General features: G+C 64.2%; 11 protein-coding genes and 1 pseudogene. 8 read left to right on the plus strand and 4 right to left on the minus strand.

What is annotated here, in order from left to right; translation table 11 throughout:
• Positions 1 to 8: 8 nt before the first annotated feature.
• Positions 9 to 2,495 carry a TonB-dependent receptor gene (locus tag AC1PLU_RS01780; protein WP_481107518.1) on the minus strand — a complete coding sequence of 829 codons (2,487 nt, stop codon included), beginning with the start codon at positions 2,493 to 2,495 and terminating at the stop codon, positions 9 to 11.
• 465 nt (positions 2,496 to 2,960) lie between these two features.
• Between AC1PLU_RS01780 and AC1PLU_RS01785 the strand changes: the two genes are divergently transcribed.
• Together AC1PLU_RS01785 and AC1PLU_RS01790 are read left to right on the plus strand one after the other, a co-directional pair.
• Positions 2,961 to 3,581 (plus strand): TetR/AcrR family transcriptional regulator, encoded by a 621-nt coding sequence (locus AC1PLU_RS01785; RefSeq protein WP_481108444.1) that lies wholly within the window; start codon positions 2,961 to 2,963, stop codon positions 3,579 to 3,581.
• A complete protein-coding gene (locus AC1PLU_RS01790; protein WP_481107519.1) occupies positions 3,578 to 4,417 on the plus strand; it encodes an NAD-dependent protein deacetylase in 840 nt (279 codons plus the stop codon). Before AC1PLU_RS01785 ends, AC1PLU_RS01790 begins: the two co-directional genes overlap by 4 nt.
• A 267-nt stretch (positions 4,418 to 4,684) precedes the next feature.
• Here the strand turns inward: AC1PLU_RS01790 and AC1PLU_RS01795 are convergent, their stop codons facing one another.
• Positions 4,685 to 5,902, minus strand: coding sequence for a hypothetical protein (locus tag AC1PLU_RS01795; protein ID WP_481107520.1), 1,218 nt, complete (start codon positions 5,900 to 5,902; stop codon positions 4,685 to 4,687).
• Positions 5,903 to 6,293: 391 nt separating this feature from the next.
• Between AC1PLU_RS01795 and AC1PLU_RS01800 the strand changes: the two are divergent.
• From AC1PLU_RS01800 to AC1PLU_RS01825, 6 genes and pseudogenes are all read left to right on the plus strand, one after another.
• A pseudogene (locus tag AC1PLU_RS01800) lies at positions 6,294 to 6,805 on the plus strand (Sir2 family NAD-dependent protein deacetylase); the annotation flags it as partial.
• 60 nt (positions 6,806 to 6,865) lie between these two features.
• Positions 6,866 to 7,984 (plus strand): NADH:flavin oxidoreductase/NADH oxidase, encoded by a 1,119-nt coding sequence (locus AC1PLU_RS01805; RefSeq protein WP_481107521.1) that lies wholly within the window; start codon positions 6,866 to 6,868, stop codon positions 7,982 to 7,984.
• An 82-nt stretch (positions 7,985 to 8,066) separates the two neighbouring features.
• Positions 8,067 to 8,945, plus strand: a complete 879-nt coding sequence (locus tag AC1PLU_RS01810) for an NAD(P)-dependent oxidoreductase (protein WP_481107522.1) — start codon at positions 8,067 to 8,069, stop codon at positions 8,943 to 8,945.
• A 213-nt stretch (positions 8,946 to 9,158) separates the two neighbouring features.
• A complete protein-coding gene (locus tag AC1PLU_RS01815) occupies positions 9,159 to 9,551 on the plus strand; it encodes an XVIPCD domain-containing protein (RefSeq protein ID WP_481107523.1) in 393 nt (130 codons plus the stop codon).
• A 68-nt stretch (positions 9,552 to 9,619) separates the two neighbouring features.
• Positions 9,620 to 10,471 carry a formyltetrahydrofolate deformylase gene (gene purU, locus AC1PLU_RS01820; RefSeq protein WP_481108445.1) on the plus strand — a complete coding sequence of 284 codons (852 nt, stop codon included), beginning with the start codon at positions 9,620 to 9,622 and terminating at the stop codon, positions 10,469 to 10,471.
• A gap of 145 nt (positions 10,472 to 10,616) precedes the next feature.
• Complete coding sequence (locus AC1PLU_RS01825) at positions 10,617 to 11,756, plus strand: MFS transporter (protein ID WP_481107524.1); 1,140 nt, start codon at positions 10,617 to 10,619, stop codon at positions 11,754 to 11,756.
• Between the two features lie 85 nt (positions 11,757 to 11,841).
• Here the strand turns inward: AC1PLU_RS01825 and AC1PLU_RS01830 are convergent, their stop codons facing one another.
• A complete protein-coding gene (locus AC1PLU_RS01830) occupies positions 11,842 to 12,543 on the minus strand; it encodes a response regulator (protein WP_481107525.1) in 702 nt (233 codons plus the stop codon).
• Positions 12,543 to 13,922 carry a sensor histidine kinase efflux regulator BaeS gene (gene baeS / locus AC1PLU_RS01835; protein WP_481107526.1) on the minus strand — a complete coding sequence of 460 codons (1,380 nt, stop codon included), beginning with the start codon at positions 13,920 to 13,922 and terminating at the stop codon, positions 12,543 to 12,545. The genes AC1PLU_RS01830 and baeS overlap by 1 nt, the downstream gene beginning before the upstream one ends.
• Positions 13,923 to 13,929: the final 7 nt, after the last annotated feature.

The raw sequence follows: 13,929 nt of genomic DNA on the forward strand, positions 1-13,929 counted from the left end.
CAGCGCGCTCAGAAGTGGTAAGTCACCACCAGCCGCGAATTGCGCTCGTAGATCGGCCGGCCGTAGATCGGCTCGCGCGTGCCCTGGCCGGAGATGGTGTCGGTGCGTGGGTTGCCTTCGGTGAGCGCAAACGTGTTGGTCAGATTGTCCACCGACAGCTGCACATCCCACGGCCCGCTGCGGACCAGGATATTGGCCGCCAAGGTGTCGTAAGCGGCCAGCTCGGTGGTGTTTTCCAGGTCGGCGTAGCGCTTGCCCACATAGGCGTAGCGCAACGAGGTTTCCCAATCGAACTTGCCGGTGGTGAAGAACACCGTTGGCCCCGCATTGCCGTACACCTTTGGCTGGCGGTTGGGCATGTTGCCGTCCACATCGACCACGGCCACCGCGCCATTGGCCACCACTTCGGTCAGGTCGGACACCTTGGTGTCGTTGTAGGTCAGATTCGCATCGAAACGCAGCCACTGCGCCGGTGTCCATACCGCCGCCAGTTCGATACCCGGGTTGGTGACGCTGCCGCGGTAGTCCTTGGATTCGGCTGCGCCGGTTTGCGGGTTCACCGCGCTGGTGCCGATGTTGTACGGGTCGTACTTGGTGTAGAAGGCGGTGGCGAACACGTCCAGCGTGTCGAAATTGAGCTTGGTGCCGAGCTCGAACTGATCGGCGGTGGGGATGTTGACGTTGCCTTCGTTGGCGCCCTCGCTGGGCGCGCGGTGCGCACGCGAGGCGCGGCCGTAGATGCCGACCATCGGGTTGATGTCGTAGTTGAAACCCGCCGTCCAGTTGGTCACGCCCACGTCCAGCGCGGTATGCGCGCGGGCACCGGTGAACAGGCGTGCGGCATCGTCGGCCAGGGTGTCGGTCATGCCCAGGTTGCCGGTGCTGCGCAGCATGCTCCAGGCGCGATAGCGGTAGCGCTCGTAACGCACGCCGCCTTCCAGACGCAGCTTGTCGGTCACCTGCCAGGTGTCGGCGATGTAGGGCGCCAGCATGCTGGTGTAGGCCTTGCCCTGGGTGCGGTCGGCGCCGTAGATCACCACGCCGTCCTTGGTCACGCCACCGACCACGTTGCCGGCCGCGTCGTAGCCGAGCAGGTCGATCGTGCGCGGGTTCTGCCGCATCTCGAACAGATAACTCTGATAGCGCGAGTTGTAGGAGCGGGCGTAATAGGCGCCGTAGAGGCCCAACGTGATGTCATGGGTGTCGCCGCCCCAATCGAAGCTGCGATGCAGGCGCAGATCATCGGCAAACGAATCGGCACGCACGTTCATGGCGCGGTACTGGCCCTGGATCACCAGGCCGTCGGTGCTGGCCGGGTCGAAGCGGCTGCCATCGTCGGTGTACGCATAGCCGAGCGAGGTCAGGCCGGGAAATGCTGCGCTGGCGGCAGCGCGTCGGCTGTTGGCATAGGCAGTGGCATCCTGCGGCGCATTGCTGGAATACAGTGCATCGAAAGTCATGTCCAGGCGATTGACGATGGCCTTGTTGGACAGGCTCCAGCCATTGTCGAAAGCCAGGTCCAGATTGGCACCCAGATGATTGAACTTCATGTGGCGGCCATCGGAGAGATCGCGCAACTCGCGCTGCGGCGCGCCGTTGGCATCGCTGGAAATAATCGTGGCGCGTTTGAGTTGCGCGGTGCTCAAGGTGCCGGTGAAGCGGTCGATCAACGGGTCCAGCGAGCGCGTGGTGTCACGCGGGTCGTACAGCGGGATCGGCATGTAGAACGCGTTCTTGTCGTCCAGATGCTTGGCGGTGAAGGTGATCTTGCCGTTGTCCAGCGTGTGCGTGAGGTTCATGCGGAACTGCCCGCCCTCGTCGGCCGGAAAGCCCACATCGCGGTAGCCGTCGTTGCGCCGCATGAAACCGCCGGCAGCCAGATACCAGCCTTCGGCCAACTTGCCCGACCAATAGCCATCGAGCCGGTACAGCCCGGTGTCGCCGACGGTGGTGCGCACTGCGCCTTCGGGCGTGTCGCCGCCCTGGCGGGTGACGAAATTGACGATGGCCGCAGCATTGGAGGCAAAAATTGGCGAGGGCCCGCCGCGCACGGTTTCCACCGATTCGACCATCAAATCCGGGCGCACCAGGCCTTCGGTCTTGTAGAAATAGCCGTTGTTGTCCGGGTAAGGGCTGATGCCGTCTTCCTGGATCACCGCAAACGAGCCTTCGTCGGGAATGCCGCGGATACGGTAGACGTTCTGCACTTCACCGCCGGTGGATTCGGCATAGATGCCGGGCATCGAGCCGATCAGGCTTGCCAGGTTGAGTGGTGCCAGTTTGTCGATCTGTTCGGCGGTCAGCGCGGTGATCGCATACGAGGCGTCGAATTGATTCTGGGCCTGGCCTGCGCCGGTGACGATCATCCGGTCCAGCGAGAAGATGCCGTCATCGCTCTTGCGCGTGGCAGGCGTGGAGGGCGCGCCGGTTTCCTGCGCGAATGCGGGTGTGGCCAGGGTCAGTGCAAGGACGATGGCGAGCGGACGACGCGACACGGCACGACGCACTCCGGAGCGTGTCCGGATGTGGGGGTAGGGCATGGCAAGGAGTGGGGCAGCGGGGGAGTTGCCCACTGTCGCGGCGACATGTTTCCGCAGCGTTGCGTGTGCACCCGATCACGCTAGCTTGGCGGACCCGCGTGCCAATATGCGACGTGGTGCCTATTTTCAAGCGGTTTCAACCGTGCGCAGCAGGTTGCCGGCTGTGCGTCATTCGGTGCGCATCACCAAGCCAGTCGTCCGCTCCGGTGTCATCGCGTCGGTGCCAAGCTCGGACATCGCAAGCTGCGCCACGCAGCTCCCTTGCCAGCAGCACGATGAAGGCATCAGGCGTGGTCGGCACCGTCGCGCAGCGCAACAGGCGCGGAGCTGGACAGAAGACGCTTCCTTGGAATCACCAAGAAGGCCCCCCAGACTAGGTGTCATCCGTCAGTGTGTACATTCGCATTCGTGAGCACCTCCTTGCCGCTGCAAAAAACGCGTAAATCCCCACAACAAGCGCGTTCGCGCGCCACCGTGGAGGTCATCCGCCAGGCCAGCATTCAGGTTTTGGTGGCCGACGGACTGCAGGGTTGCACCACCACGCGGGTGGCCGAGCGCGCCGGTGTGTCGGTGGGCAGCGTGTATCAGTACTACCCGAACCGTCAGGCCATGTTGACCGCCTTGCTGGACTGGCATCTGCAGGCGGCGATCCACGCGGTGGAGCAGGCCTGCGCGCAACACCATGGGTGCACGCTGGCGCAGCAATGCGAGGCGCTGGTGCATGCCTTCGTGCAGGCCAAATTGCAGCATGTGGATGTCTCGCGCGCGCTGTATGCCATCGCCGAACTGCATGGTGGCGCCGCATTGGGATCGCAGGCGCGCAAGCGCTCGCAGCAGGCGTTTGCGGCAGCGCTCGCCACCGCATCGGATGTGCGCTTCGATGACTGCGAGGCAGTGGCCAAGATCGGGATGGCCGCCATTGTCGGGCCGGTGAGAAACCTGCTGGAAGATGGTGCGCCTGCGGCGCGTGTTGAACCGCTACAGGCGCAACTGGTGCTGTTGCTGCACAGTTATCTCATTGCCACCGGAGTTGCACGATGACTGCGGCACTTGTTCAGGACAGCTACGTGCTGCAGGACTTCATCGAGCGTCATCGGCGCCTGTTCGTGCTCACGGGCGCCGGTTGCAGCACCGATTCGGGCATCCCCGATTACCGCGATCTGCAAGGCGGCTGGAAGCGTCCGCAACCGGTGACCTTCCAGGCTTTCATGGGCGAGCTGTCCACGCGGCAGCGGTATTGGGCGCGCAGTCTGGTCGGCTGGCCGCGCTTCGGCCTGGCGCAACCCAATGCCACCCATCACGCACTCGCCGCGCTGGAAGCGCGTGGCCAGCTGGAACTGCTGCTGACGCAAAATGTGGATCGCCTGCATCAGGCCGCCGGCAGCCAGGCGGTGATCGATCTGCATGGCCGGCTGGATGTGGTGCGCTGCATGGGCTGCGAGCGGCGCATGCCACGCACCGAGTTTCAGGGGTTGCTCGAACAGGCCAACCCCGGTTGGGCCGAGCTGGACGCCGCGCAGGCCCCCGATGGCGATGCCGATCTGGACGATGTGGCCTTCGACCGTTTTGCGGTGCCGCCATGCCCGGTGTGCGGCGGCGTGCTCAAGCCGGATGTGGTGTTCTTCGGCGAGAACGTGCCGCGCGAGCGCGTGGAGCGCGCGTTTGCGCATCTGCAGGCGGCCGATGCGGTGCTGGTGGTGGGATCGTCGCTGATGGTGTATTCGGGCTTCCGTTTCGTGCAGACCGCCGCGCGCAACGGCCTGCCGATCGCCGCGCTCAACTTCGGGCGCACCCGTGCCGACGAACTGCTCAGTCTGAAGGTGGAACAGCCGTGCGCGCAGGCGTTGGCGTTCCTGCTGCCGCACCCGGCTGCCTGACCGCTCCGGCCGATCCTGTCGCTGTACTTTCGCGATCCAGCCGGGGCGATCGAGTTCAGCAGTGTCCTGCAGCGCGTCAGCATCTGCCGGCCAGGCGCACCCATGCACGCTACGAACCGGCGCGCGCTGCAGTTTTCGTCGTATGTCGTCGTGCCGGAAATCGCAACGGGCTTATTGAAGGCCCGCGATCGGATTCTTATGCGCCGGCCGACATTTGGCATCAGGTGTCAGACATGTGGCTAAAGCAGAGGCGCCTATGTCCGGGTTCTATTCGGCGTGATGCCACTTGCATATGCCATTCAACACAGGAAGGAGCCGGCCATTGCCAGTCGGCTTTACCACCACACCGTCAATCACTTCGCCGTCCCGGTTGATCGTGACGTCCGCCTGCAAGATGTCGTTGGACGAACTGTCGAATCTTTCGTGCTCCGTCCACTGGTAAATCGTTCTCGTGCCTGGGTCGAACTGCGACTGCGGCTTTGTGATGTAACTGGTGGCCTCGCCATGGAATAGCGCCATTACGATGTAACGTCCTGGCTTGATTCGGGTGAACATGAACTCGCCATTGGCGTTCGTCTTGCCCGCAAGGCCTGATGCAAAAGCACGGTTATCTACTTCAACCCGCACTTTCTCGCTTTTCTTGCGGTTGGCATCAATCAGGTCGATCGCTTCCTTCAGATAGGGAGTGTAAGGAAAAAGCATGATTCCCTGATTCGGCGCCGTCTGAAATTGAGAGCCATTTACCGTTATCACTCGCCCGCATGTGAAGCCTTTGATCGTCGAGTTGCCTTCGGACTGCAGCCTCGTATCCGCGTCTGTGGGGCTGAATATCGCGTTGGGCCTGACAACCTTGCGGCGGTCCGCGATTTTAGGCGCCGCACCGCGGTCGCTATCAGCGCTGGCGACGGCTGTTTCTCGGCTAGCGGTCACCGATGCCTTGGCGGCCTCGTCTGCACTCATACCGCCATTCAGCGCGGCCAGCAGTGGTTTGGCGAGTGCGGAATTGCGAGCGGCATTGCGTCGGCTGGAATTTGCAGGCTGTCCATTCAATTTTGCCTCATCAAAAAACGAACAGACGTTGCCTTTCGCATCGGGCGCAGTCATGCCTTTTGGCAATTCGAAGGAGATGACCGCTGCATCAGTGTCGGGTGCCACTATCATGACAACAGGAAAGCCGCGCGAGGTCGCGGATGCTTCCTGCGCGTAGACCATGGTGATGAGGCCGTCTTCGAGAATGGAGGGACCTTGGATGAGTTGGAAAGTCTGTTTCTTTGCCATGGCCGCAAGGCTGGATGTCACTGCGGCCTTGTCGGCGCCGTATAGTCCAACGAAGCTCTGGTGGATAACGCCGCCATTGGAGCCGGGAGATGAACTATAGTTTTGCTCGCATTCGCTCGCTGCATGGGCGCCCTGCGCATAAAGCAGCATCCCCAAACATATTCCGTAAGCACTACACTTAATCGCCCCAACCATTGCCTTTTCCATGGCGCCTACATCCTGTTTCTGTGAAGGGAATTGTTGTTCTGGATCGGCCTAATGATAGCAAACGGCACCAAAGGTTGCCGGTGTTCAGATGATGGTGGTCACGCGGTGCGGTGCCAGTGACGCATTTTACACCGCATTTCCATTGCCTAAAGCGTGTTGTCGACTCGATGCGATCTCGCTGTCATGGCTGAATGCACGCGCCGTATCCAGCCGAATTTTCCGATGTAGAGTGGGTATTAAAATTATCTGGCCTGAAGGCGGAATGGGCTCCGTAGTGCGAGTATGCGTTGCGGGCGATCTTCAATTCCTTACGCTCGATGGCGTGAACTGGATCGCCACGATGTCTCCTGCCCAATGACGGCACGCTATGGAGCGTGGCCCCAAGCAGTGGGAAGCGCGTAGCCGGCTCGAATTGCTGCCGACCCATAACGTGGACCGCCGGCACCAGGCCGCCGGCAGCGGATCGATGATCGACCTGCCCGGTTACGCTGCACGGCGTGGGCAGGCGCCCGATGGCGCGCCGACGTGGAAGGCGTGGACTTCGCCGCCTTCGCGGTGCCGGCCTGCACGCAATGCGGCGGCGTGCTCAAGCCGGATGTGGTGTTCTTCGGCGAGAACGTGCCGCGCGAGCGCGTGGAGCGCGCGTTTGCGCATCTGCAGGCGGCCGATGCGGTGCTGGTGGTGGGCTCGTCGCTGATGGTGTATTCGGGCTTTCGTTTCGTGCAGACCGCCGCGCGCAACGGCTTGCCGATCGCCGCGCTCAACTTCGGGCGCACCCGTGCCGACGAACTGCTCAGTCTGAAGGTGGAACAGTCGTGCGCGCAGGCCTTGGCGTTCCTGCATGCGCCGGTCGACCCGCAGCGTACGCGCGGCGTCAATGTCGTCAGTGCGCGCTCGGCATGACGCAGTGATCCATCGCAGCGGTTGTGCGCACGCGCGCGGCGCAGTGCAATGGGCATCCCCGTGTCATGTGTGGATGCCCTCTTGAGCCAGCTGTTCTCCCCCATTCGCTTCGGTCCGCTTGCGCTTGCCAACCGGATCGTCATCGCCCCGATGTGCCAGTACTCCGCACAGGACGGCCGCGCCAGCGACTGGCACCGCATCCATCTGGGCACCTTGTCGCAATCCGGTGCCGGCCTGCTGATTCTGGAAGCGGCCGCAGTGCAGCCGCAGGGGCGCATTTCCTACGCCGATCTGGGCTTGTACGACGACGCCACCGAGCAGGCATTGGACGAGGTGCTGCAATCGGTACGGCGCTGGTCGCCGATGCCGATCGGCATTCAATTGGCACATGCCGGGCGCAAGGCCTCCACCGATCTGCCGTGGAAAGGTGGCGAGGCGATCGCACCGGACCACGCGCATGGCTGGCAGACCGTGTCTGCATCGGCGCTGGCGTTTCGCGAGGGCCAGCCGTTGCCGCAGGCGCTGGATGAAGCCGGCATCGATGCAGTGGTCGATGCATTTGTCGCCTCGGCACAGCGCGCCGAACGTCTGGGCCTGGAGTTGATCGAGCTGCATGCCGCGCATGGCTATCTGATGCATCAGTTCCTGTCGCCGCTGAGCAATCAGCGCAGCGATGCGTATGGCGGTTCCCTGGAAAACCGCATGCGGCTGACCTTGCGCATCTTCGATGCGGTGCGTGCGGCGGTGTCGGACAAGATCGCCATCGGCGTGCGGATTTCTGCCACCGATTGGGTGGAGGGCGGTTGGGATCTTGCGCAGAGCATTGCCTTGTCCAAGGCGCTGGATGCACGCGGTGCGCACTACATCCATGTCTCCAGCGGCGGGCTGGATCCGCGCCAGCAGATTCCGGTGCAGGCCGGCTATCAGATTCCGTTTGCGCAGCAGATCAAGGCGCAGGTCGACACGCCGGTGATCGGCGTGGGCCTGATCACCGAGCCGGCGCAGGCCGAGGCGATTGTGCAAGACGGCCAGGTCGATGCCATCGCACTGGCGCGCGGCATTCTGTACGACCCGCGCTGGCCGTGGCATGCGGCCGCTGCACTCGGTGCCTCGGTCACGCCGGCGCCGCAATATTTGCGCTGCGAGCCACGTGAGGCGCGCGGCGTGTTCGCCAGCTGATTGACGCCGGGAGTGGTAAACAAGCAGAGCGGGCTGGTGTTTGGATCGCCGCTCTTGACGCAAGATCGCATAAGGAAAACAGATGCCGATAGGATTTCTGGGCTTGGGCACGATGGGCCTGCCGATGGCACACAACCTGCTGCGCGGCGGGTTCGAGCTGAGTGTGTGGAATCGCTCGCCCGAGCGTGCGCAGTCGCTGCGGCAGGCCGGTGCAACGGTGGTGGACGCACCGCGCGACGTCGCACACGGCCCGCTGTTGTTCTCGATGCTGGCCGACGACAACGCGGTGCGTGAAACCCTGCTGGAACGCGGTGTGCTGGACGCGCTGCCGGCCGGCAGCGTGCACGTCAACATGGCCACCATCTCGGTGGCGTTGGCGCACGAGTTGACCGCCCTGCACGCCGAGCGCGGCGTGGCCTACGTGGCCGCACCCGTACTCGGCCGCGTCGATGTGGCCGAAGCCGGCAAGCTCAACATTCTGGCAGCTGGCGACGAGGCGGCATTGGCGCGCGTGCAGCCGATGTTCGATGTGCTTGGCCAACGCACCTGGGAGATCGGCCGCACCCCCGAGCAGGCCAATGCGGTCAAGCTGGCGGCCAACTTCTGCCTGGCCAGCGCGATCGGCGCCATGGCCGAAGCCAGCGCGCTGGCACGCGGCCACGGCGTGGAGGCCACCCAGTTCCTGGGCATGCTTACCAGCACCTTGTTCGCCGCGCCCGCGTATCAGGGCTACGGCCGCTTGATCATGCAACGCGAGTATCTGCCGGCCGGCTTCACCGCCACGCTGGGCCGCAAGGATGTGGATCTGGCGATCCAGGCCGGCGCCGACAAGCAGGTGCCGATGCCGTTGGGCGAGTTGCTGCGCGCCGGCCTGGACGAGGCGATCGCCCATGGCGACGGCAACGCCGATTGGGCGGTACTGGCAGAGGTGTCGGCGCGCCGGGCAGGGCAGGTGGCCTGATCGCAGCGCCGGGGCGCGAGTGGGTTGCGCGCATCGCGCTTCGCTTGAGGGCGATGCGCGATGCATCTTGCTCACCCCAACATGCAGCAGACCTTCTAAAATGCCGGCTCGTTATAGCCGCCGCTCCAGGGAGGATGCGATGCGACACCTGCATATCACGCTCGGTTCGACCGAGCTCACACCGCGCGCACTTGCCTGCGCCGGTGCTACACGATGACCGCCGCACCGGTCGTCGACCAGGGCCCGGTGGGCCCGGAGCATCCCGAGCATCCGGACCATTATCTGTTCGCGCAGATCCGCGAAGCGGTGGCAGTGCTCGATGCCGAGTTGAACAAACCCACCGACGAGGCCAGCGTGCGCATGGCTGCACGCCTGTTGCCGCTGGCCAAACAGCACGGCTTCGATCAGGTGGACTACGTGGTGCTCAGCCGGCATGTGGGCGAAGTGGGCGAGAACGTGTTCCTGGTGCGTGGCGAGCTGGCCGACCCCGCGCATCTGCGCGCCCACATCACCACGCACGAAGCGATGGAAACCTCGGTGGAGGCATCGATGGCGCAACTGGACGAGATCAATCGGCGGCTGATGCTGCGCCTGCCGCCGCGCTGAGTCGGATGGAAAAGTTACGGGCGCAAGCACCGCGCCCGCAGCTGCGCGCATTGGCTATCATTGTGCAGATGCGCTCCGACTACATCCTCACCCTGTCCTGTCCCGACCGTACCGGCATCGTCTATCGCGTGACCGGGCTGCTGTTCGATCTGGCCTGCAATATTCTCGACGCGCAGCAGTTCGGCGACGACGAAAGCGGCCGCTTCTTTCTGCGCGTGCACTTCAACAAGCCGCAGGCCACCGAGATCGCCGGTCTGGAGCGGCGCTTTGCGCTGCTGGCCGACGAATTCCAGATGCAGTGGCAATTGCACGACGCGCGCCGTCGTGCGCGCTTGCTGGTGCTGGTGAGCAAGCAGGGGCATTGCCTCAACGATCTGCTGTTCCGCATGCATAGCCGGCAACTGCCGGTGGACATCGCCGCGGTGGTCTCCAACCACGCCGACTTCGCGCCGCTGGCGGCCTCCTACGGCATCGCCTTCCACCATCTGCCGGTGAGTGCAGACACGCGCGCTGCGCAGGAAGCGCAACTGCTCGCACTGGTCGAGGCCTTGCAGATCGATCTGGTGGTGCTGGCGCGCTACATGCAGATTCTTTCGCCGGAACTATGCCGCGCATTGGCCGGGCGCGCGATCAATATCCATCACAGCTTTTTGCCCAGCTTCAAGGGCGCGCAGCCGTACCACCAGGCGCACGCGCGCGGGGTCAAGATCATCGGCGCCACCGCGCATTACGTCACCGAAGACCTGGACGAAGGCCCGATCATCGAACAGGACGTCGCCCGCGTGGACCACGCAATGACGCCGCGCGATCTGGTGCGGCTGGGCAGCGATACCGAATCGCTGGTGCTGGCGCGTGCGGTGCGCCGTCATGTCGAACATCGCGTGGTGCTCAATGGCCATCGCACGGTTGTGTTTCGCTAGCGGTTGACGCGTCTTATCCCATCAGCCAGGGACGGTTGCAGCAAGCGTGGTGGAGCAGTGGTCATGCCACGTTTCAACCAGCGAGCGCGCCGGCTTGGCGGCCCCGTTGCCGTTTCTGTTCGCCGCTCCTATTGGAATTGTTTGCATGTCGCTTGCACCTATCTCCAGCGCTCCCGCGCAGCAACACGCCACGCGCGCAGCGTTCTTCATTCCCGGCTTTGCTGCGGCCATCTGGGCGGTGCTGGTGCCGTTCGCCAAGGCCAGGACCGGCGTGGACGATGGTGCGCTCGGGTTGATCCTGCTGTGCCTGGGCGCAGGCTCGTTTCTGGCGATGCCGCTGGCCGGCGCCCTGTCGGCGCGCTTCGGCTTTCGCACGGTGATGGCGGTGACGACGGCATTGATCTGCATCAGCCTGCCGTTTCTGGCGGTTGTCGCCAACCCGTGGATGCTGGGCGCGGTGCTGTTCGTGTTCGGCGCCGGCGTGGGCGCGATGGATTGCGCGATGAACATGCAGGCGGTGGTGGTCGAACGCGACGCCAAGCGCGCGATGATGTCCGGATTCCATGCGTTTTTCAGCATCGGCGGCTTTGTCGGTGCCGGTGCGATGACGCTGCTGTTGTCGGCGCACATTGGTCCGCTGAGCGCTGCGATCGCCGGTGTGATTGCCATGCTGCTTGTCGGTGCACTGTCCGTTCGGCATTGGCGTGCCGAGCGCATTTCACAGCAGGGGCCGTTGCTCGCGCTGCCCAAGGGCATCGTGCTGTTTATCGGCATTCTGGCGTTTGTGGTGTTTCTGGCCGAGGGCACCATTCTGGACTGGAGCTCGGTGTTCCTGGCCGATGTGCACCAGGTCAACCCGAGCACCGCCGGCCTGGGCTATGTGGCGTTTGCACTGACCATGACGGTGACGCGTCTGTTGGGCGACTCGGTGGTGGAGCGGCTGGGGCGCATCCGCTCGATCGTGCTTGGCGCGCTGTTGGCCAGCGCGGGGTTTCTGGTGCTCACGCTGGTGAGCCCGTGGCAGGCCTCGTTGGCCGGCTACGTGTTGGTGGGGCTGGGGTGCGCCAATATCGTGCCGGCCCTGTTCTCGCTGGCCGGCAACCAGACGCGCATGCCGGAGAGCATCGCCATCACCGCAGTCACCACGTTGGGTTACGCCGGCATTCTGGCCGGGCCGGCATTGATCGGGTTCGCCGCCCACGGCATCGGCCTGGTCGGTGCCTTGATCGGGGTTGCGGTGCTGATGGTGGGCGTGGCGATTTCCACGCGGTGGTTGAAGGTGTGAGTGATGGGTGTCACCCGCCTGTCGTTGGTGGGTTGTCGGTCATGCGTCGCGCGCGGGCGCGCTCCTACCAAGAGCGGAGCGGGGATTACGCCTCGGTGGGTAAATACTCGAAGCGATAGCCCACGCCGTACACCGAGCGCACCCATTCTTCGCCGCCCACATCGGCCAGTTTGCGGCGCAGATTCTTGATGTGGCTGTCCACGGTGCGGTCGGTGACGATGCGGTGGTCCACATACACACGGTCCATCAGCTGTTCGCGCGAATACACCCGCCCAGGGGATGCGGAGAGTGTACGCAACAGGCGGAATTCGACCTGCGTGAGATCCAGGTCGCGTCCGCCCACGCTGGCCCGGCAGGCGGCGTCATCGATGACCAGGCCGTGCGTTGGCTCGCTGTTGGGATCATGCCGGTGCCGGCGCAGCACCGCGCGTACGCGCGCAATCACCTCGCGCGGGCTGAAGGGTTTGCAGATGTAATCGTCGGCGCCGATCTCCAGCCCGAGCAGGCGGTCGATCTCTTCGGCGCGCGCAGTCACCATGATCACCGGTACCGCGCTGAGGCTGCGCAGTTCGCGGCAGATGTCCAGGCCATCGCGATTTGGCAGCATCAGATCCAGCAACAGCAGATCCGGCGCCTGCGCGCGAAACGCTGCGATCGCCTGCGCGCCATCGGCCACCCAATGATGCGAATAGCCGGCCGCGTGCAGATACTCGCCCAGCACCGCGGCCAGTCGCGGTTCGTCTTCGACGATGAGCACATGTGCGGCCGGTGCGGTCTGGGTGTCCATTAGGCCTCCAATGCCGGCAGCCGTAGCGTCACGCGCAGGCCGCCCAACGGCGAAGCGGTCGCGTGGATCTCGCCATCGTGCGCGCCGACGATATTGCGGCAGATCGCCAGGCCCAGCCCGCTGCCACCGCTGGCGCGATTGCGCGAGCCTTCCACACGATAGAAGCGCTCGAACAGGCGATCCAGCTTGTCTGCCGGCACACCGGGCGCACTGTCTTCCACCACGATTTCCACTGCATGTCCGCGTCGTGCGCAATGCACAACGAGTTGGCCGCCGGCATCGGTATAGCGCAACGAATTCTCCAGCAGATTGGAGAGCAACTGCTGCAGGCGGCGCTCATCGCCGTTGACATGCAGCGGCGCATCGATGCCGTCGGCGCGTAGCGTGAGCCCGGCTGCAGCGATGCGCATCTGCATGCCGGCCAGTGTGGATTGCAGCACCACACTCAGATCGATCGGCGCGCGCCGATACGCCAACGCGCCCACATCGGTCAGCGACAGGTCGTAGAGATCTTCGATCAGCTTGCCGAGTTGGCCGACCTCCTGATGCAGCGAGGTCAGCGACTCACGCGTCATCGGCCGGATACCGTCCTGCAGCGCTTCAAGTTCGGCGCGCAGTACGGCCAGTGGCGTGCGCAGTTCGTGCGAGACATCGGCCATGAATTCGCGGCGCGCGCGCTCGTTGTTGTCCAGTGCCTGCGCCAGCTGGTTGAAGTCGCGCGCGAGCTGGTCGAGTTCATCGCGCATGCCCGCGTGCAATCGCGTGCCGTAGTCGCCGGCGGCCAGGCGATGGGTTGCCACGGTCAAACCACGCAGGCGGCGCAGCAAGGTGCGCGACAACAACCAGCCAAACAACGCGGCGACACCGATCGATGCCGCGCCCACTGTCCACCACACACGTTGCTGGGCTTGAAAGAAGCGTGCGTCGTTGGCGGTCAGCACCTTTTCGAACGGCAGCATGCCCATCCAGCCCACCGTCTGCCCGCGCACCACGACCGGGCGCAGCGTGTCGGTGCGGCTGACATCGGGGTTGCCGATGATCACGCGGTAATCGCGATCCAGCAGCGCGAAGCGAAACACTGCGCCGGTCTGGTCGGAGATCGGCGGCGCGCGCGGTGGCAGATTTTGCGCCAGCTCCGGGCGCATCAGCACGAACCAGGCATCGGGATTGTCGCGGATGAAGTTCCAGTCGCCATGCTTGGCGTAATCGGCCTGCACGCGCGGCAACACTTCCATCATCCGCTCGATGCCTTGCTCGCTGAGATAGTCGAGAAACTGCTTTCTGAGTAATAGCTGCCCGGCCAGGCCATTGATCAGCAGCACTGCGATGCACGCGCTCAGGATGGCGAGAAAGAGTTTGGCGGTGATTCCGAGTTTCATCGACGTT

The organism is Xanthomonas sp. NCPPB 2933, from assembly GCF_056725225.1.

Coding starts and splice junctions, on each gene's coding strand:
- baeS (WP_481107526.1), bottom strand. CDS start 13,922: ATGAAACTCGGAATCACCGCCAAACTCTTTCTCGCCATCCTGAGCGCG.
- AC1PLU_RS01815 (WP_481107523.1), top strand. CDS start 9,159: ATGACCGCCGCACCGGTCGTCGACCAGGGCCCGGTGGGCCCGGAGCAT.
- AC1PLU_RS01825 (WP_481107524.1), top strand. CDS start 10,617: ATGTCGCTTGCACCTATCTCCAGCGCTCCCGCGCAGCAACACGCCACG.
- purU (WP_481108445.1), top strand. CDS start 9,620: ATGCGCTCCGACTACATCCTCACCCTGTCCTGTCCCGACCGTACCGGC.
- AC1PLU_RS01790 (WP_481107519.1), top strand. CDS start 3,578: ATGACTGCGGCACTTGTTCAGGACAGCTACGTGCTGCAGGACTTCATC.
- AC1PLU_RS01795 (WP_481107520.1), bottom strand. CDS start 5,902: ATGGAAAAGGCAATGGTTGGGGCGATTAAGTGTAGTGCTTACGGAATA.
- AC1PLU_RS01830 (WP_481107525.1), bottom strand. CDS start 12,543: ATGGACACCCAGACCGCACCGGCCGCACATGTGCTCATCGTCGAAGAC.
- AC1PLU_RS01810 (WP_481107522.1), top strand. CDS start 8,067: ATGCCGATAGGATTTCTGGGCTTGGGCACGATGGGCCTGCCGATGGCA.